32 protein-coding genes are annotated in these 14,419 nt (G+C 43.4%); 5 read left to right on the top strand and 27 right to left on the bottom strand.

Annotated features, from left to right (window positions below; genetic code table 11):
• Positions 1–161 precede the first annotated feature (161 nt).
• The 10 genes from EH198_RS16385 to EH198_RS24750 all read right to left on the bottom strand — a co-directional run bounded on the left by EH198_RS16385 (position 162) and on the right by EH198_RS24750 (position 4,685).
• Positions 162–839 carry a DNA cytosine methyltransferase gene (locus tag EH198_RS16385; RefSeq protein WP_124696585.1) on the bottom strand — a complete coding sequence of 226 codons (678 nt, stop codon included), beginning with the start codon at positions 837–839 and terminating at the stop codon, positions 162–164.
• A 35-nt stretch (positions 840–874) separates the two neighbouring features.
• Positions 875–1,243: a hypothetical protein gene (locus EH198_RS16380; protein WP_124696584.1), complete on the bottom strand. Its 369-nt coding sequence runs from the start codon at positions 1,241–1,243 to the stop codon at positions 875–877.
• A gap of 163 nt (positions 1,244–1,406) precedes the next feature.
• Complete coding sequence (locus EH198_RS16375; protein ID WP_124696583.1) at positions 1,407–1,730, bottom strand: hypothetical protein; 324 nt, start codon at positions 1,728–1,730, stop codon at positions 1,407–1,409.
• Between the two features lie 58 nt (positions 1,731–1,788).
• On the bottom strand, positions 1,789–1,983 hold the full coding sequence (locus EH198_RS16370) for a hypothetical protein (protein WP_124696582.1): 195 nt from the start codon (positions 1,981–1,983) through the stop codon (positions 1,789–1,791).
• A 115-nt stretch (positions 1,984–2,098) separates the two neighbouring features.
• Positions 2,099–2,374: a hypothetical protein gene (locus EH198_RS16365; protein ID WP_124696581.1), complete on the bottom strand. Its 276-nt coding sequence runs from the start codon at positions 2,372–2,374 to the stop codon at positions 2,099–2,101.
• A 17-nt stretch (positions 2,375–2,391) separates the two neighbouring features.
• The gene (locus EH198_RS25370) at positions 2,392–2,523 is read right to left on the bottom strand and encodes a hypothetical protein (RefSeq protein WP_281278015.1); all 132 of its coding nucleotides are present in this window, start codon (positions 2,521–2,523) and stop codon (positions 2,392–2,394) included.
• Complete coding sequence (locus tag EH198_RS16360) at positions 2,523–2,864, bottom strand: hypothetical protein (RefSeq protein WP_124696580.1); 342 nt, start codon at positions 2,862–2,864, stop codon at positions 2,523–2,525. The genes EH198_RS25370 and EH198_RS16360 overlap by 1 nt, the downstream gene beginning before the upstream one ends.
• A gap of 17 nt (positions 2,865–2,881) precedes the next feature.
• The gene (locus EH198_RS16355) at positions 2,882–3,619 is read right to left on the bottom strand and encodes a DnaA ATPase domain-containing protein (protein ID WP_124696579.1); all 738 of its coding nucleotides are present in this window, start codon (positions 3,617–3,619) and stop codon (positions 2,882–2,884) included.
• A complete protein-coding gene (locus tag EH198_RS16350; protein WP_148091507.1) occupies positions 3,567–4,508 on the bottom strand; it encodes a hypothetical protein in 942 nt (313 codons plus the stop codon). Before EH198_RS16350 ends, EH198_RS16355 begins: the two co-directional genes overlap by 53 nt.
• A gap of 33 nt (positions 4,509–4,541) precedes the next feature.
• A complete protein-coding gene (locus tag EH198_RS24750; protein WP_185702929.1) occupies positions 4,542–4,685 on the bottom strand; it encodes a hypothetical protein in 144 nt (47 codons plus the stop codon).
• A 135-nt stretch (positions 4,686–4,820) separates the two neighbouring features.
• Between EH198_RS24750 and EH198_RS16345 the strand changes: the two genes are divergently transcribed.
• A complete protein-coding gene (locus tag EH198_RS16345; protein WP_025333692.1) occupies positions 4,821–5,039 on the top strand; it encodes a helix-turn-helix domain-containing protein in 219 nt (72 codons plus the stop codon).
• Here EH198_RS16345 and EH198_RS16340 read toward each other — a convergent pair.
• From EH198_RS16340 to EH198_RS16285, 15 genes are all read right to left on the bottom strand, one after another.
• Positions 5,036–5,230 (bottom strand): hypothetical protein, encoded by a 195-nt coding sequence (locus tag EH198_RS16340; RefSeq protein WP_124696577.1) that lies wholly within the window; start codon positions 5,228–5,230, stop codon positions 5,036–5,038. The genes EH198_RS16345 and EH198_RS16340 overlap by 4 nt on opposite strands.
• On the bottom strand, positions 5,227–5,451 hold the full coding sequence (locus EH198_RS16335; protein ID WP_025333690.1) for a DUF3310 domain-containing protein: 225 nt from the start codon (positions 5,449–5,451) through the stop codon (positions 5,227–5,229). The genes EH198_RS16340 and EH198_RS16335 overlap by 4 nt, the downstream gene beginning before the upstream one ends.
• A complete protein-coding gene (locus EH198_RS16330) occupies positions 5,448–5,666 on the bottom strand; it encodes a zinc-finger domain-containing protein (RefSeq protein ID WP_124696576.1) in 219 nt (72 codons plus the stop codon). The genes EH198_RS16335 and EH198_RS16330 overlap by 4 nt, the downstream gene beginning before the upstream one ends.
• A gap of 3 nt (positions 5,667–5,669) precedes the next feature.
• Complete coding sequence (locus tag EH198_RS16325) at positions 5,670–6,254, bottom strand: dUTP diphosphatase (protein ID WP_124696575.1); 585 nt, start codon at positions 6,252–6,254, stop codon at positions 5,670–5,672.
• Entirely contained in the window at positions 6,232–6,471 is a 240-nt protein-coding gene (locus EH198_RS16320) for a hypothetical protein (protein WP_185702927.1), read from the bottom strand. The genes EH198_RS16325 and EH198_RS16320 overlap by 23 nt, the downstream gene beginning before the upstream one ends.
• A 321-nt stretch (positions 6,472–6,792) precedes the next feature.
• Positions 6,793–7,467: an ERF family protein gene (locus tag EH198_RS16310; protein ID WP_124696573.1), complete on the bottom strand. Its 675-nt coding sequence runs from the start codon at positions 7,465–7,467 to the stop codon at positions 6,793–6,795.
• Positions 7,451–7,687 carry a hypothetical protein gene (locus EH198_RS16305; RefSeq protein ID WP_124696572.1) on the bottom strand — a complete coding sequence of 79 codons (237 nt, stop codon included), beginning with the start codon at positions 7,685–7,687 and terminating at the stop codon, positions 7,451–7,453. Before EH198_RS16305 ends, EH198_RS16310 begins: the two co-directional genes overlap by 17 nt.
• Positions 7,684–7,830, bottom strand: coding sequence for a hypothetical protein (locus EH198_RS24745; protein WP_185702926.1), 147 nt, complete (start codon positions 7,828–7,830; stop codon positions 7,684–7,686). Before EH198_RS24745 ends, EH198_RS16305 begins: the two co-directional genes overlap by 4 nt.
• Positions 7,831–7,873: 43 nt before the next feature.
• Positions 7,874–8,026: a hypothetical protein gene (locus EH198_RS24740; RefSeq protein ID WP_185702925.1), complete on the bottom strand. Its 153-nt coding sequence runs from the start codon at positions 8,024–8,026 to the stop codon at positions 7,874–7,876.
• 47 nt (positions 8,027–8,073) lie between these two features.
• On the bottom strand, positions 8,074–8,238 hold the full coding sequence (locus EH198_RS24735) for a hypothetical protein (RefSeq protein WP_185702924.1): 165 nt from the start codon (positions 8,236–8,238) through the stop codon (positions 8,074–8,076).
• Position 8,239: 1 nt separating this feature from the next.
• A complete protein-coding gene (locus tag EH198_RS16300) occupies positions 8,240–8,473 on the bottom strand; it encodes a hypothetical protein (protein WP_124696571.1) in 234 nt (77 codons plus the stop codon).
• Positions 8,474–8,492: 19 nt separating this feature from the next.
• Positions 8,493–8,636: a hypothetical protein gene (locus EH198_RS24730; RefSeq protein WP_185702923.1), complete on the bottom strand. Its 144-nt coding sequence runs from the start codon at positions 8,634–8,636 to the stop codon at positions 8,493–8,495.
• Positions 8,637–8,736: 100 nt separating this feature from the next.
• Entirely contained in the window at positions 8,737–8,934 is a 198-nt protein-coding gene (locus tag EH198_RS16295; RefSeq protein WP_124696570.1) for a hypothetical protein, read from the bottom strand.
• A complete protein-coding gene (locus tag EH198_RS16290; protein ID WP_124696569.1) occupies positions 8,931–9,644 on the bottom strand; it encodes an ORF6N domain-containing protein in 714 nt (237 codons plus the stop codon). The genes EH198_RS16295 and EH198_RS16290 overlap by 4 nt, the downstream gene beginning before the upstream one ends.
• Before the next feature lie 13 nt (positions 9,645–9,657).
• A complete protein-coding gene (locus tag EH198_RS16285) occupies positions 9,658–9,903 on the bottom strand; it encodes a helix-turn-helix transcriptional regulator (protein WP_124696568.1) in 246 nt (81 codons plus the stop codon).
• Between the two features lie 147 nt (positions 9,904–10,050).
• Here EH198_RS16285 and EH198_RS16280 point away from each other — a divergent pair, with 147 nt between their 5' ends.
• The gene (locus EH198_RS16280) at positions 10,051–10,707 is read left to right on the top strand and encodes a helix-turn-helix domain-containing protein (RefSeq protein WP_185702922.1); all 657 of its coding nucleotides are present in this window, start codon (positions 10,051–10,053) and stop codon (positions 10,705–10,707) included.
• A gap of 195 nt (positions 10,708–10,902) precedes the next feature.
• Positions 10,903–11,115, top strand: a complete 213-nt coding sequence (locus EH198_RS16275; protein ID WP_124696566.1) for a helix-turn-helix domain-containing protein — start codon at positions 10,903–10,905, stop codon at positions 11,113–11,115.
• A gap of 251 nt (positions 11,116–11,366) precedes the next feature.
• Here the strand turns inward: EH198_RS16275 and EH198_RS16270 are convergent, their stop codons facing one another.
• The gene (locus tag EH198_RS16270; protein ID WP_124696565.1) at positions 11,367–11,702 is read right to left on the bottom strand and encodes a hypothetical protein; all 336 of its coding nucleotides are present in this window, start codon (positions 11,700–11,702) and stop codon (positions 11,367–11,369) included.
• Positions 11,703–11,867: 165 nt separating this feature from the next.
• Here EH198_RS16270 and EH198_RS16265 point away from each other — a divergent pair, with 165 nt between their 5' ends.
• Positions 11,868–12,542 carry a hypothetical protein gene (locus EH198_RS16265; RefSeq protein WP_124696564.1) on the top strand — a complete coding sequence of 225 codons (675 nt, stop codon included), beginning with the start codon at positions 11,868–11,870 and terminating at the stop codon, positions 12,540–12,542.
• Positions 12,543–12,701: 159 nt separating this feature from the next.
• On the opposite strand, the gene EH198_RS25505 is transcribed toward EH198_RS16265, so the two are convergent.
• A complete protein-coding gene (locus EH198_RS25505; protein WP_221621534.1) occupies positions 12,702–12,791 on the bottom strand; it encodes a putative holin-like toxin in 90 nt (29 codons plus the stop codon).
• A 142-nt stretch (positions 12,792–12,933) separates the two neighbouring features.
• Between EH198_RS25505 and EH198_RS16260 the strand changes: the two genes are divergently transcribed.
• Positions 12,934–14,418: a recombinase family protein gene (locus EH198_RS16260; protein ID WP_124696563.1), complete on the top strand. Its 1,485-nt coding sequence runs from the start codon at positions 12,934–12,936 to the stop codon at positions 14,416–14,418.
• Position 14,419: the final 1 nt, after the last annotated feature.

Below are 14,419 nucleotides of genomic sequence, written 5' to 3'. Positions count from 1 at the left end.
GTTATTTACCAGTGAACCATATACCCATTCACCTGTATAAGTTGATTGACCTCTATACTTATTCATTGCTTATCCCTCCCTTGGAGAGGGGTGGTTAAGCCCCTCTAACCCTGTATTCGGCCCCCGCTGACGCTAAGCTTATTCGGTCGCTATTCGATGGCCTACGGCCAATCAACCACCATCGCAAGTTGACCGTCTGGTTCCTCCGTAAACACCGAAATGCTTTTAAAAAACTGCTCTGCAATGTACTTCGAATATGCCGGCGGAATGGCTTGTGCAAGCTCGTATTGATTCAATCCGGGCAAACCCATGATCTCCCGCGCTTGCGGTACTCCACTGAAATGTCCGACGATCTGCATAAACTCCCCTTCTTTTGGCGGCCTTCCCATCTTGGTGCTTTTTGCTACATGTGGCGGATGCTCAGGTTGCTCGATCTTGAAACTGGATTCAAAAAGCCGATGGCGGTATGTTTTAAGCCCAAACATTGCTCCGCACAGCACAACAGGATTCTTTAATGGCGCTTCTGGCACATTCTCTATCACCCATGGAACTCCAGACTCGATAAGCATGGCTCTTGTCGCTTCGATTAGGTCAGGATATTCCTTTCCCTCTCTTCTCCACTGCGTTCCAGCAAGCGTGTATGCCTGACATGGCGGAGAGGCCCAGATAAAATCGAATTCCCGTAAGAAATCAATTGATAATTGCATTACGTCTGACTGAATGAATTTGAATGGATAACGTTTCTGCGGATTAATATCAACCCCAGTTACTTCAAAACCAGCTTGGTGCAGCCCTCTTCCGGCGCCGCCACCACAGCAATATAGATCAAGCGCCTTCATGTGTTTTCCCCTTTCATCGTCTCGACCGAATCAGCTTAGCCGGAGGCGGAGGCCGTATGAGCCTTTAACACTTGGTATGCCGCCATAGCCCTTTCTCTGGGGCTGGCGGTGAGTAATGCCGCTATTTCATCTTCTGTAAATTCATGCTGTTGCTGATTAGGGTTAATAATTCGATCCAAGGCAATCACAAATTCGTTGGAATTTTTTTCTATAGCTGCTGCCTGTACCTCCAGAGAGGCGGCGTGGTCTGTGCAGTAGTTGCGGAAACGTCCTGTTGAGTAACTTCCGTTCGGTCTAATCCATGGACCATCTTCTCTAACAAGCTTCCATCCAAGTGATTTCATCATCATATGGCTGATCTCATTGTTAAGCTGCTGGTCGGTCATATCCTGTACTTGTGTCATGACTCAACACCTTCCTCGCTATAACTCGCGGTTTTATCTGCACAAGATTTCCTGCACACATAATCTTCCTTTCGTTCCTCCGTTTCATATGGAACTTCATAGGGACGTCCACATCCATAGCAGATAACCGTCTTCGTCTTGTATTTGGATTCACGTTTCTGTGTCATGACTCAGCACCTTCCCCAAGGGCGGCCCCGATTATGGCGTTGATTTGCTGTGCGCGCTCCGTCGTATCGTCGGTCAGTTCTTCTTCGATCTTCTCCAGCGCCTCCCGTTGCCGGGCTATGGTCTGCTGTGCCTCGATCAATTGCATGTGATAGGTATCGCGTTCTGCTATTACATCTGCGATGGCATAACTGCCGCCTTCCAGCATCTGCTGTGCCTCTTCCAGAGCAGCCAGCAACTCAAGGACCACTGCTGGATCTCCCGCCCATTTCATAGGTTCTGAATATTCACGTTTTATCTCTTCTATCCGTTCTGGTGTCATACCGTCTCTCCTTTGTTGTTAGAGGATGTGAAACTAACATTATTCGGCCTCGCTCCGCTTAGTATTGCGGTCGATTCGATGCCCTTCGGCCAATGATTCTCTCTGTTATTGGACGCGTAACTATCATCCATTCGTTTTCCAATTCTTCCACTACATCCGCAACGTCTGCCATAGTTAAAAAATCATCATCATCTGCTCTGTCTTGTAATTTCTTCTGCAACTCTCTCCACATTTTTTCGTAATTGTGTGTCATGATATCCTCTCGCCTTCTATACGCCCCGTACAGGCGCTTTAATGTACTTCCTGATAAATACTCACATTTGTGTCTAAAACGTCTGTGTGGTGCTTGTATTAGCTGTGGCGACGTGTTAATCCATCTGTTCTCCATCGTCACGCATAACCAGAGTGTCGCTGAGTGCTTCATAGTCCGTTACACCGTACCCGTCAGCGTCTTCCCATTCCCACCATTTCTTGTCCTCTTCGTCGAAATATTCCAATCCGAAGGCATTCGTCTCAATCTCTGGTCTTTCCAATTGCTCATGTGACATTTTGTGGATCAATACAATTCCTTGCTTTGGTGTATCAACTGGAATGCGCGCTGGTTCAGCAGGCAAATTGATTACGTTCCATACTCTGTACTTCATCCCTGTTTCCTCCCTTGTTAAGCTGCCTCTTCTTTCTTCTCTTCCCAACTGTCTGCTATGCTAGGGTCCATACCAAAGGCGATAAGTCCCTGTCTCCACCATTCTTTGAAGTCCTTATCTATCAGTTCGTAATCGTCAATAGTTTCCATCAGCCATTTATCCCCTTTACTTTCATTGGGACGATGTCCAGTGCATCACGCATTCCTTGGCGATATGCGTCTCTGTACTGATCGTATCCATTTCCAGAAAATTTATTGTACTTTTCAAGCAACTGTTCCTGAATGCTGAGTTCTACTTCATATCCGATGTAAAACGCGCGAACTAAGGTGTCGAATGTCATTTCTCTAAGCGGAAGTAGGTTTTCTCCGGACCATTGTTGTCGGTCAATAACGTGTTGCTTTAATGTGTATTCAACGCTTGATTTCCCTTCGTCTAAAAGTGATTGCACTATTGACGCCTGCTCCTTCGTCAATTTCACTTTGTCACTCACTGTTCATCCATCCTCTCTTATTTAAGCCTGCGGTTTAATTCCATATTTTTATTGATAATTGCCTTGTAATCCCGGCACATTTCATTGATCCGGCTGCCTACCGCTTCGTCAAACTGGCACATTTCAGCAATCGTGCGTTCGGAGCTAATCAGCATTGGAAGGTTTTCCATGTACCGATAGTTCACGATGGCGAAGAATTGTTCTCTCTGCGTCTTGGTTGGCTCGTCACGGCCTTTGTACACGTCATCTATGAATAACACTTCGGCCCGTTGTAATCGCCGCACACGCTCCGGCATGAGCTTATAATCCTCGCATATCTCCGTCCACCCCTCTACCCATGGGAAGTAAATCACTTCAATTCCACGTTTGATAAGGTTGTTTGATACAGCCATAAGCAGATGTGTTTTTCCGCATCCCGGCTGACCGAGTAGAGCAATGCTGTTCATTCTGCTCTTACGAATGTTTAAAAAGTTCTTGGTGTATTCATACGCCAGATCGTGCGCCGTGCTGACGTCCGGGTGCAAATCCTCTTTTTCAAAGGTTCCGAAGCTCTTGCTTTGAAACTCTTCCGTAATGTTGCTGGAATGCATCAATCGTTCGGCCTTCTTTCTCTTTACACATTCGCAATCTCTCCAATACTCATATCCTTTTTCGTCCCGGTAGAATTCGCCTTCCTGTCCCCGGCACTTAATACAAACTGGTTCAGAAGATGGTCGGGTCGTAAGGGGTTGTGCCTGTTCTGGTGCTGCTGACATTGAGGAAATCATACTGACCCGTTTTCTGATCGCCTCCAGATCGAACGTCTTGAGCGCGTCCCTTAAACTCTCCACCGTTCCCACCTCCCTTGATTAAAGTGAGTTGCTTCTTTTCATCTTCTTCAACGCGATTAACTACCCAGTTTAAAATGGCTCTGTAATCACTAGCGTACTTCTTGCCGTTTGATCCTTTGTAATTGTCCAAAGTTTCAATGATCCGTTTTACCTTGTCTTCTCCGTGTGATTCAGTTAGCTTGTCATGTTCTTCCTGAGTCATTGAAACGAATTCAGCAAATTGAATTTTAGGTATAATATCTTTCTTTTTATCCTTCTTTACCTTCTTATCCTTATTAACATTCTTATTATTGTTCCCCGAGTGTTCTTCTACTGTTCCAACACTGTTCCAACACTGTTCCAAGTTGTGTTCCAAGTTATCATCATTAGGACTTGATAAACCGATTTGTATCAATACTTTTTCTTGATTTTCACCTGTTCCATGTTCACCGATTCTCGTGCAATCTTCTTGCATGTAACTTGCAAGGTTACTGCTACCCACTTGCAAGGTTTTATCTCTTGAGAATTGGTATTCATCGTAGTTGAGAACAGTGAATATTGTTCCAAGTTCATGTATTCTCGTGCATATCCTCTGCGACCTTTCTAACTTCTTAATGCAACGGTTTATCACGGATGTTGAGTATCTTTTTACTTGCCTGTTTTCGATGTACTCCAAATCCTCCTGTAGCTTTCTTGTTGATCTGCACCACTCCCCGCGTTTTAAAACCAGGTCGTCAGCCAGCCTTACTCCTTCGTCCGAAAATACGGCATTACCATATATGAGAAAGAAAAGGCGAAACTCAACGATGTTTTTCCATATTGGGTTGCCGAACATTTCCCGGCTGGTTTGAAACGATCCGGCCATTGGCTACACCGCCCACTTTTTCAGGTACTCTTGCACAGCTTTCTCAAGGAATTGCTGCATCGGGATTCCATGTTCAACGCAGAAGAGTTTGAGCTGCTTGTGCTCGTTAGGATCAAGACGGTATGGAATGTTTTTCGTCTTTTTCATGTTTACTCACCCCTTCATTTCCCATTGACGTCATTGTATCACGTTACCGTTAAATTTACAACGTTATCGTTATATTTATGCTTATACCGTTTACTTATAAGTTGTTATGAGTATTATAGTTTTAGGTGATAAGTGATGATAAAAAGTAATCTGCCAATGCTAATGGCTGAAAAAAAGATTCGTAGTATCAATAAATTGTCAAAGGAAACAGGCGTGAGCGCTCCAGCGTTAGGCCGTCTTTATGATGGGACAAATATCCGTATCGACTATTCCACCATTGAAGCGCTCTGCGACTATTTCGGCATTGGAATTGGTGAGTTACTGGAGTTCGTTCCTCCTAAGAAGGAGTATTAAGCACTCCTAATCTGCCTAAGCTCCGATTCCAGCTCCTCCACCTTCTTCCGGCTAAACTGGATCATATGCTCACAGTGCTGGATGCCGCCGTAATCGCCGTACCTCTTGTCCTCCTCCAAGGTTTGCGCGTAGACGATTGCGGCGTTTTCCCATACGTCGATTAATGCTTTGATGCGTTCTTGGAGCGTCATTTCGTGTCCTCCTGTTCTTGAATCAGCCGATTGATGTACCACTGAGCCTTTTTCAAGTCCTCCAGCCCATTCTTGCGCTTCCATCGCCACAGATATTTCAATGCTGCGCCGGTGCAATACGCCTCGCTTCCGGTTAGTCCGGTTGTTGCTGCGTCTATTGCGTCAATACACTCCACTTTACCGGCTGTATAATGCGGTGGATTATTTACCATGTCACTCATGCACTCTTCCCCTTCCTCATATTGCGCGGTAACGTATCGTTGAGCTTGACGCTCATCCCTTGCAGCTTCTGGCCTACCTCGCACTCATTGATACAGTGGTGGCTCAGGCGATTGCTGGATGATGAACGGTATCCCGGTAGTTCCTTCATTTTGCAGTGGTCACATTCGGTGCGGAGTATCTTGTCGATATCTTTGATTACATCTTTACGGTTCATGGTTCAGTACCCGCTTACTTGACGCTGCTTGTTGATTTCCCATTTGGTGCGGTAGGCCGATTCGATTTGGTCCCAGGTGAAGCCTAGCATTTCACCAAGTTCAAAGAATATTTCTAGCGACCAGATGTAGCATTCGTACTTTGCGATTTCTTCTCTGTTCTCAATTCCGTTATATGCTCCGAAAAGAAGGTTGAACGCTTCTGTTTGATTCTCACTGTATTCTGCTCGGAAACTGTTAGGTAGCTCCCATTCTTCTGTAATGTTTGGTTCAAGTTCAAGTCCAATCGACAAGATGAAGTGCAGGCAATCTACGTATTCTTCAAGGAGTGGGTTTTCAAACGAATCAACTGGTCTGTGCAAATATTCCGGTTTTGTCCAGTTATACCCTTTAGCTCGTTTAACGTCCGTATTTTGTTCTTTGTCTTCACTCCAGTATTTGAACCCACGCCACTCATTGGCGCATTCGCCCAACTCGACCTGAAGAGCGAGAATCTTTTGCGGTAGCAATCCCTGTCCTTCCAGCCCTTTTGTTTTGACAATGTAGTCGTCCAGTTCATTTTGCATTTCAAACAGCTTTGTCAGATTCAATGTCTCTCGCCTCTTTCACTAGATTTTTGATAAGCTCCGCTTGCTCACTGTCGAAGGAGAACAGCACACGGTACTCATCGCCTCGTAGAGATCGTTTCAGCGTTTGTTCGATAGATTCCACCGAACGGATGAAACGTTCGTCCTGAGGGCGTATAGAAGTCTTTGAGTGCGTGTTGAAACTGTTGAATATCCGGTTAAGCAGATTCATTGTGATCACCTCGTATCTTCCGCTTATACCGGATACCTTCCGGCGTTTCGTCGATATACCGATGACACGCTATACAAGCGTCTCTGAGGTCGTCTGCTGTTGTCTTGTGTGTTAACTGCTTGCGTCCGGTTAAGTGAGCCTGTTGGACCGCTGGTGCGCCGTGGCAGCGTATGCGGAGTTCACATATTCCGCCGGAGCGTTCGCGCACCTCTTTTCTCACCTTTGGGCTGATATCTCCCATTTGCTTTTGAGTGAGTTTCACGCGCTTGTGGTGGGAAAGAATGCCCTGTCTCCAGGGCGCAACCTCCTTCATTGGTTTCTTGCGCATTATCAAGCCCCCTTCTGATAGTTATTGAGCAGATTGATAAACTCGCTCGCTTCCTTCTTGGTCAGTTCCTTGATGCTCTCCCGTCCTCCGATTTCCATGACCATGCGCCGGAAGTCGTCTTCGTCTATGCCTTTGTCATGCTTCAGCTTGTGGCAGTAGCTAACCTGTGCGGTGCTTATAAGGCCTGCTGCTGGCGTTGATGTTGAAGATGGTGTATTTGTATTGGTCGATGGTTTAGGTGCGACATACGGCGCTGCTGGAGCCGGTACAGGACCATTACCGCGTGACGCGCCTTCTCCGTCATCATCCTCACCTGTGTTAAGCGATAGCATGGCAGTTAAGGAATAGCGCCGCGCATACGTGGTGCAGCTCCCAATACCCTGCGGATCGTTCTTCACCGGTCGCATGGTCAATGGCTCGGATTCAATCCATTCACCGGATTCATGCACCAGCATAGTGCGAAGGGTATATTTCTCACCGTCACCGCCCGGGAATTGCATGATTACCAGGCCATGTTTGGCAAGCAATGGACGAACCTCGTCCACAATATTGTCAAGTGTTGCGTAATCGTTCTTAAAGTGAGGATTTTTCGCGTCCTTTTCGATGATTTTCACTTCCAGATTGAACGCCACCAGCGCTTTAGCAAGGTTGACGATGCTATCACTTTTGTTGCACATTTTCGCTTACCTCCAGTTCATATGTGATCCGTACCGGCTGCGCGTGATACTCTTCCGGCTTGTCCGGCGCGTAGTGACCGTGTAGAAACAAATCTATGTCCTCTGCATTCGCCCATCGATCAACGCTCATAAAGTCGCTCTTTCGCTCACCGCGGACGTTCAGAAACGACCCGTCACGGTGCTGTATGACATACCGGATACGCTCGTCCCGGGTCTTCATCGGTACGCCTGTTCATTCTGCAGATGCTCGTACAAGTCGTTTGCCATGGCGAGCTCACGCTGAAGTTCCGTATTCTCGCGGCGAAGTTCCGCGTTTTCATCCTGTAATTGTTGGAATTGTGCGTAAATGTCGTCCCAACTCATGTGTACTCCCTCCTAAATGTGTGGTATACTGTCGTTGGTTAATTTAAAATGCGACTTTCAACTGGCGGCCCTGCATGGCTGCCTGTTCCTTTTTCCAGACTCTTGCATAGTTTTTAAAGCACATCCTCACCCATCGTTTGTCCTTCGGTTTCAACTTCGCCATTTCCAGGTAAAATGTCCGGTCCTGAGGTATCATCCTCCTTTCCCTCCTTCCCGTAATGTTCGATTATGTCCTGTACCGTCTTAAGCAGATTCTTTCAGCTCTCTTTCCTCGATTACGTCAGGCCGTTTCATATTGAAGTCCACGGCCCACGCTGACTTCGGCTCTCCACTCTGAAGCTCGTCTGCTAATTGATTGATCCACTCGGCTTGATTGCGTAAATACTCGATGTATTGCTCTTTAGTCATGTTAGCTGGCATCGTCATATCCTCCGATCCGGCGAACAACGGTGAACACGTTGCTATCTACCGCATCCAGCATGCACTTGCGGCAGTGTGCTTCCCTGTGCTCGTACACCTCGTACTCAGCCACAGCACCGCATCCGCATGTCGGTACAAAGCGCGGTGTGAACGGATTGTCCGGCGTTTTAATGGGTATCACCGTTGTTAACAGACGTTTCATTTCCTCGCGTGATTTAGCCACTCTTCTTCTCTCCCTTCGATTAACTACTCTTCTTCAAAAGGTTGTCTTGAATTTGTTTCTGATACTTCACGTTCATTTCGGCCATTTTGCGGTGAAAGTTCTGCCACGCTTGCGGTGATAGTCCTGGGTTCTTTCCTTGCACATCTGTTGACTTGATCCCCATGTCGTACCTCCTTGTAATTATTTCCTTTTTATTGTATTAGTCACGTTGTACAATATATTGAATTGATTTATTTCGTACATACTATGGATTGTGGTGCTAGTTAATCATTTGGAACTAAATGAACAAGGCAACTGAAACTTGTGTCAGCAAAAGAACAGCCGTCTTTTAACATGCCGATTATCATTTCTCGATCAACCGGAAGCTCTTTTCCACATTTAAAGCAGCGGGTGAAAATTTCGTCGTAGTATATTTCAATTTCTCGTTCTACACCATCAACTTCTGTTTTTAGGTAGATCATCCAGCGGCATCTTCTTTCTTTTTTGGATACCATCCAGCAATGATCTTAAGTGCTTGTTCAAAATCAGTGCGCTTGATCTCGTTGTAACTTGGAACGTTGAAATGGTCGTTGACCGCAGTGTATATGCTCTTGAAGTGAGGATTTTCGTATCCTTCTTTGTTCAGCTCTCCTTGGCGCCGTCTTACTGCTTGTTGGATTTCTGAACGTTGATGTTTTGAAAGAACGACTTCGCCATCTACTACCAAAGAAAGATGAGACATTTCCCGGCGGAGTTTTTCGTTTTCTGCCTTGAGTTCCTTCATGCTCATAAGCTGCGCGATCATTATATCTTCAAGCGTTTGAGGAACAGGAGAAGGAATGTTTGCCCGCTGTAGTTGCTCAGTTTTGTTGAAGTAGTCGTCAACCAGTTGGCTATATGCGTCCCAGGCTTTATCTGTGTTCAGTGATTTTGCGTGTAGGAATGCCCCTTTTGCAGTCCAGAGGTATAGTGTATGAACTCTCTTTAACGAAGTTGGAATTTCAATGTCCGTCTTAAAATCCTTAAGCTCATCACCCTTTAATACAAAGTAGTGTTTTCCTTCTTCGTACCGGATTTTGTTGTAACTGAAGTTGTAATTGATTTTTGCTACCGTCGCTCCAAAAGATTCCGCAAGTTGTTCACTTGTTAAAACCCTGATGTCGTTCTTTTCAATAACTTTTAATTGGTTCATACATTATCACTCCTTATGCACTTTTAGATTTTTGTTCACTTTTGTAACCATTGTTGATAAAAAAAATATCATCAAACTTAGCATCAAGAGCGTCGCAAATTTTCTTGGCGATTGCTGGTCCAGGATTCCTGTTACCATTGAGAATCTGGCTAAAGTAAGGGCTAGATACATCAATTTCTTTAGCAAATTGTCGCTGGCTCTGTCCCTTTTTAATCATAAGTTCCAAGATAACTTGAGCATCCTTAACTTGGATTTTCATATTCTCATCTCCTTTCTGTTTACTTTTGTGTGTTTCCTTTTGTAAACAAATCATACTCCATTTTGATCACAGTTGCAACCACTTTTTTATTTTTTATTTTTATTATGTTTGCAATTGTGTCTATACTATATTAAGAGGTGGTTACAATTGAATAATGTAGAATTTGGAAAATATTTGAGGGATAAGCGGAAAGAAAGAAAATTAACAATTAGACAACTAGATACTTACTCAGGAGTTTCTCACTCGTATATTTCACAAGTCGAAAGGGGGAATAGGGGGGTACCATCACCAGATATACTTCAAAAGTTATCGAAGCCTCTAGGTGTAGATTATGATGAATTGATGGTTAGAGCTGGATATATAGAAGATGTAAAAGACAAATTCCCTAAAGACTTACAACCAATTGTGGATGATACATTTATAGATTTAGTTAATGATATGGTAGAAGAAACGTTTAAATACGAAGATTTTAATGAAGAAGATAGAAATAAATTAGGATTAACAACTAAAAAATCTTTTGAAGACTACATAAATTCATTAAACTTGTTCGAGAAAATAGAAATGTTAAAAGAATTCATGGGTGACAATGACGATGTTATTAAGACTAATAAACAATTCTTTGATTTTTTAAATGCATTTTCAGGAGATGCCAAAGTAAGTATTGATCTTTCTGACGAAAATTTAATTAATGAAGTTGAGTTGTATTACGATGGAATGAAACTAACAAAAGAAGAAAAAATAGAATTCTTCGCTATCGCTCGAGGCGTGATTTCCGCTCGTCGAGAGCTGAAAGAAAAGAATTAATTCTATTTTTTAATTCTTCTGGCAAATCGGAAATGTCCTGGAAGAATACTCTAACATCAATTTTTGCTTCATCTGTTTCTGTCATTTAAGTCATCTCCTGTTTGCGTCGCATTTCTCGTTTGCATTTTTATTATAGTGCGAACGAATGTTCTTGTAAAACCATAAAATGCATAATTGTAAAAGAGAGGCACGATCATGGGCTACAAACCTGGTCGATGCCTACTGAAACAAAGGCTTAGAGAAATCAAGAGAAACCAGCAATGGTTAAGCGAAGTTACTGGAATTAGTGAATCTGCAATTTCCGATTATGCGAACAATCGGAAAGTAATGATGCTTGCTACGGCAGCAACGATCGCAAAGGCCATTGGTTGCTATATCGACGATCTCTATGATTTTGTTAAGCAGTAGGTAATGAGCGGCATTTGCTGCTCCGACCCGGCGAGAACTTCACTACCTAGTGAAGTGGTAGCGCTATTTATGACTCGTCTGATAAATCTAACACACCCTGCACAAATATGTATTTACAATCCACTATTCCTAAAAAAGTAATTGAGGTTATTTCTGTAAAACTAGAATAACAGATATTTACTGTCACAAAATGTCGAATTAAGGGGTTGAAACTGACCCTCACCCCCATTTAAGTGTCTTGACAATACATATTATTTAAGCTTCTTACGAACGGTTTCGTAACTGTTGTCAGTAAAGACGATTTTAGTGCCTTTATCTAAGGGGATAGTTTCCTTAATCTTGCTTACATTTACAAGTGTGGAAGAATCAAAGGATTGGAAGCCGTATTTTAGGTAGGAAAGTTTGGCTTCATGAAGCGTGGTTAAAGAGTAAAATGAACCAAATGAGGTGTGATATTCGAGGACATCAGCAGAATTATTCGTTTTTTTGCTCTTTGAAATAAATTTCACATCTTTGACAAGGTCTATTTCGACAAAATCCTTGTCTTGATCCCCTGTTGTTATGCTGCGTACTACCGGTATTTTCATGCCTGCTCCTGTCTTCAGTATTTATTACCATATTAAACAGGAGAGATGATATTATCATTGCGTAAAATATACCAAGTAAATTAAAGTAATTCGTGGGAAATGCCGAGAAATAAATGTATAGCAAATTCCGCAGCCGATGCGAAAATAATAAAGGTGGATGCGTTAATGAGAAAAATGATAATTTTGTTGTTCGTTGCTTTTTTTATCACTTCTTGTGCTGAAAATTCATTTGACAAATATATGAGGAATGGTAAAGATGCGTTGATTGATAAAAAGTTTGAAGATGCGATTAATTACTTCGATTTGGCGTTGATAGAAGAGCCAAATGATAAAGATGCAATTTCCCTAAAGGAGCGCGCAGAAATTTCTCTAAATAAAGAGAATGATATAAAAGAATTCAACCAATTTAAAAATGATTTTGATGTAATATACATAAAGTTGAAACAGTTAGGAAATGGTTATGACACATTTCTATATAATTTAGATCAGGGAGAAGCTAAGTCTAAATTGATTGAAGCAGAGAATTTGAATGATAGTATTAAAAAAAATTCAGATAAATGGAGTACAAATATTCAATATAAAAATCTTTATAATTACTTACTTTCTTCATCAGATAACATAAAAGACATGTTCATGAATGCAAGCAAAGACACGCCAGATAATTTTTTTGTAACGGAAGGTAAATCTAGGAGTGAAATATTTAATGAAAGAGTAACAAGTGATCCTGTTACAATGGCAAGAGTAAGTTATGTAGGATATAAAGGTGGGCTTAGAGATTATCAAGCTGAAATTGATCGAATAGAGGGAGAAATAAATGGGACAATCATTTCAGCAAAGTAATAAGTTTAGTTCACAATACCTTGATGCATAAACCCTCCTATGCTAAGATAAACTAAAGAAGGAGCCGTGCGCTAACACGACTCCAATGTACAACCCGCTATAAGAGCGGTCGGCTCGGAACTGGGTCAAAGATAGACCGCTATCCTTGGTCGGGGCGGTCTATTTCTTTTTGTTGAAGGAAAGAATCAAAATCACCAGCGTTGAAAATTGAATCATCAACATTAGTGTGTCTTTCACCTCCACGGGCATCACCTCCCTTCCGGGAGACTAGCCGACCGCCCTTATGCCGTTGTACTCGCCTATTATATCAGACCGTACCTAAATATGGGTATGGTCTTTTTGCTGTACCTCACCTACAATACAGGCATAGAGAGACTAAGGAGTGACAAGGATGAAAGCAGCAATCTATATCAGGGTTTCCACGGATGAACAGGCGAACGAGGGATTTTCAATTGACGCGCAGAAGCGCCGTCTGCTGGCCTATGCGGACTCTCAGGACTGGGAAGTAACTGAGGTATACATAGATGACGGATGGTCTGCAAAGGACCTGAAACGGCCTGAGATGCAACGTATGATCGGTGATGTGAAACAGAAACTGTTCGATGTTGTCTTGGTGTACAAGCTTGACCGCATGACTAGGTCATCTAATGACTGCGACCATCTGCTGAAGATGTTCGAAGCGCACTCAGTTAAGTTCCAATCTTGCACAGAGTCGTTTGAGACGCGCACAGCTACAGGAAGGCTATTTATCCGTCTGGTTGCAGATATCGCTCAGTGGGAGCGAGAGAACACAGCAGAGCGCGTACGGTTCGGTATGGAACAAATGGTAATGGAGGGACGGCGACCAGGTGGACCCGTTCCGTTTGGATACGATAAAAGCGGTAAGCTAGTTGAAGAAGAGGCCGCACAGATCAGGTTGCTTCGCAGATTTTACATGGAAGGCGACGGAATAAAGGCCATAGCCATTAAGCTTAACGGCATGGGGAAATACCGTAGAGGGTTTAAATGGAGCGCCTTCCCGGTATGGTACATTTTGGACAACCCATATTATGCTGGTAAGCTGCGGTATGGAACAAAGAAGTCTAACGGGAAATATGCAAGCCGCAAGAAGGAGGGCGTTGTGGATCTTATCGTGCAGGAATCCGACAACGAAAAACTGTTCACCTGGGAGGAATACGAAGAGCATAAGGCAGAAATGCATCGCCGGTCATTCGACGGATACTCTAAATCGAGGGAATATTGGTTTTCCGGTGTTTTAATATGCGGTAAGTGCGGATCGAAGATGTCAGGTAGGTATCATCAGAATAAGCGGAAAGACGGAAGCTATAACAAAATAACATCTTACATCTGCGCCAACCGGCAAACAGGTAAAGGATGCACCATGCCGATGTTTCGGCAGGAGCTTGTAGAAAAATTACTAATGGAATGGATCGAAGGTAAATTAACGATTGACCATAATGTTATTCGGGAGATATCCGTAACCGCGGAGGAAGATCCAAACGAATCGCTGCGTGATGATCTGAATAAGGAGCTTCAGAAAGTTAGAGAGCGACGTAAGAAATGGCAGCGCATGTATGCAGATGATCTCATATCTCAGGACGAACTCAGAGAGCATAACGCCGACGAAAAAGCGAATGAGGACATTATCATGGCTGAACTAGAGAAGATGCCTGAAATGTCCTCAGAATCGCTCACAGCGCCAAGTGATATCATTTATGATCTTCCGGAGTTGTGGCCGCTGATGGAAGACAAAGATAAGCATGATTTGATTTTGGATATATTCAAGGAAATAAAGTTATACACACCTGTGGATAAGGCTCATGGAAAGAAAGGGAAGTTCATTCCTGCCTCTATCGAGAGTGTTGTATTCAATTAAT

It is taken from the genome of Paenibacillus rhizophilus, assembly GCF_003854965.1.
GTDB classification, from domain to species: domain Bacteria; phylum Bacillota; class Bacilli; order Paenibacillales; family Paenibacillaceae; genus Paenibacillus_AQ; species Paenibacillus_AQ rhizophilus.
The sequence above is the reverse complement of the archived record's forward strand: the minus strand, read 5'-3'. Positions and strand labels throughout refer to the sequence as shown.

Coding starts and splice junctions, on each gene's coding strand:
- EH198_RS16385 (WP_124696585.1), bottom strand. CDS start 839: ATGAAGGCGCTTGATCTATATTGCTGTGGTGGCGGCGCCGGAAGAGGG.
- EH198_RS16380 (WP_124696584.1), bottom strand. CDS start 1,243: ATGACACAAGTACAGGATATGACCGACCAGCAGCTTAACAATGAGATC.
- EH198_RS16375 (WP_124696583.1), bottom strand. CDS start 1,730: ATGACACCAGAACGGATAGAAGAGATAAAACGTGAATATTCAGAACCT.
- EH198_RS16370 (WP_124696582.1), bottom strand. CDS start 1,983: ATGACACACAATTACGAAAAAATGTGGAGAGAGTTGCAGAAGAAATTA.
- EH198_RS16365 (WP_124696581.1), bottom strand. CDS start 2,374: ATGAAGTACAGAGTATGGAACGTAATCAATTTGCCTGCTGAACCAGCG.
- EH198_RS25370 (WP_281278015.1), bottom strand. CDS start 2,523: ATGGAAACTATTGACGATTACGAACTGATAGATAAGGACTTCAAAGAA.
- EH198_RS16355 (WP_124696579.1), bottom strand. CDS start 3,619: ATGTCAGCAGCACCAGAACAGGCACAACCCCTTACGACCCGACCATCT.
- EH198_RS16350 (WP_148091507.1), bottom strand. CDS start 4,508: ATGTTCGGCAACCCAATATGGAAAAACATCGTTGAGTTTCGCCTTTTC.
- EH198_RS24750 (WP_185702929.1), bottom strand. CDS start 4,685: ATGAAAAAGACGAAAAACATTCCATACCGTCTTGATCCTAACGAGCAC.
- EH198_RS16345 (WP_025333692.1), top strand. CDS start 4,821: ATGATAAAAAGTAATCTGCCAATGCTAATGGCTGAAAAAAAGATTCGT.
- EH198_RS16340 (WP_124696577.1), bottom strand. CDS start 5,230: ATGACGCTCCAAGAACGCATCAAAGCATTAATCGACGTATGGGAAAAC.
- EH198_RS16335 (WP_025333690.1), bottom strand. CDS start 5,451: ATGAGTGACATGGTAAATAATCCACCGCATTATACAGCCGGTAAAGTG.
- EH198_RS16330 (WP_124696576.1), bottom strand. CDS start 5,666: ATGAACCGTAAAGATGTAATCAAAGATATCGACAAGATACTCCGCACC.
- EH198_RS16310 (WP_124696573.1), bottom strand. CDS start 7,467: ATGTGCAACAAAAGTGATAGCATCGTCAACCTTGCTAAAGCGCTGGTG.
- EH198_RS16305 (WP_124696572.1), bottom strand. CDS start 7,687: ATGAAGACCCGGGACGAGCGTATCCGGTATGTCATACAGCACCGTGAC.
- EH198_RS24745 (WP_185702926.1), bottom strand. CDS start 7,830: ATGAGTTGGGACGACATTTACGCACAATTCCAACAATTACAGGATGAA.
- EH198_RS24740 (WP_185702925.1), bottom strand. CDS start 8,026: ATGATACCTCAGGACCGGACATTTTACCTGGAAATGGCGAAGTTGAAA.
- EH198_RS24735 (WP_185702924.1), bottom strand. CDS start 8,238: ATGACTAAAGAGCAATACATCGAGTATTTACGCAATCAAGCCGAGTGG.
- EH198_RS24730 (WP_185702923.1), bottom strand. CDS start 8,636: ATGGGGATCAAGTCAACAGATGTGCAAGGAAAGAACCCAGGACTATCA.
- EH198_RS16295 (WP_124696570.1), bottom strand. CDS start 8,934: ATGATCTACCTAAAAACAGAAGTTGATGGTGTAGAACGAGAAATTGAA.
- EH198_RS16290 (WP_124696569.1), bottom strand. CDS start 9,644: ATGAACCAATTAAAAGTTATTGAAAAGAACGACATCAGGGTTTTAACA.
- EH198_RS16285 (WP_124696568.1), bottom strand. CDS start 9,903: ATGAAAATCCAAGTTAAGGATGCTCAAGTTATCTTGGAACTTATGATT.
- EH198_RS16275 (WP_124696566.1), top strand. CDS start 10,903: ATGGGCTACAAACCTGGTCGATGCCTACTGAAACAAAGGCTTAGAGAA.
- EH198_RS16270 (WP_124696565.1), bottom strand. CDS start 11,702: ATGAAAATACCGGTAGTACGCAGCATAACAACAGGGGATCAAGACAAG.
- EH198_RS16265 (WP_124696564.1), top strand. CDS start 11,868: ATGAGAAAAATGATAATTTTGTTGTTCGTTGCTTTTTTTATCACTTCT.
- EH198_RS25505 (WP_221621534.1), bottom strand. CDS start 12,791: ATGCCCGTGGAGGTGAAAGACACACTAATGTTGATGATTCAATTTTCA.
- EH198_RS16260 (WP_124696563.1), top strand. CDS start 12,934: ATGAAAGCAGCAATCTATATCAGGGTTTCCACGGATGAACAGGCGAAC.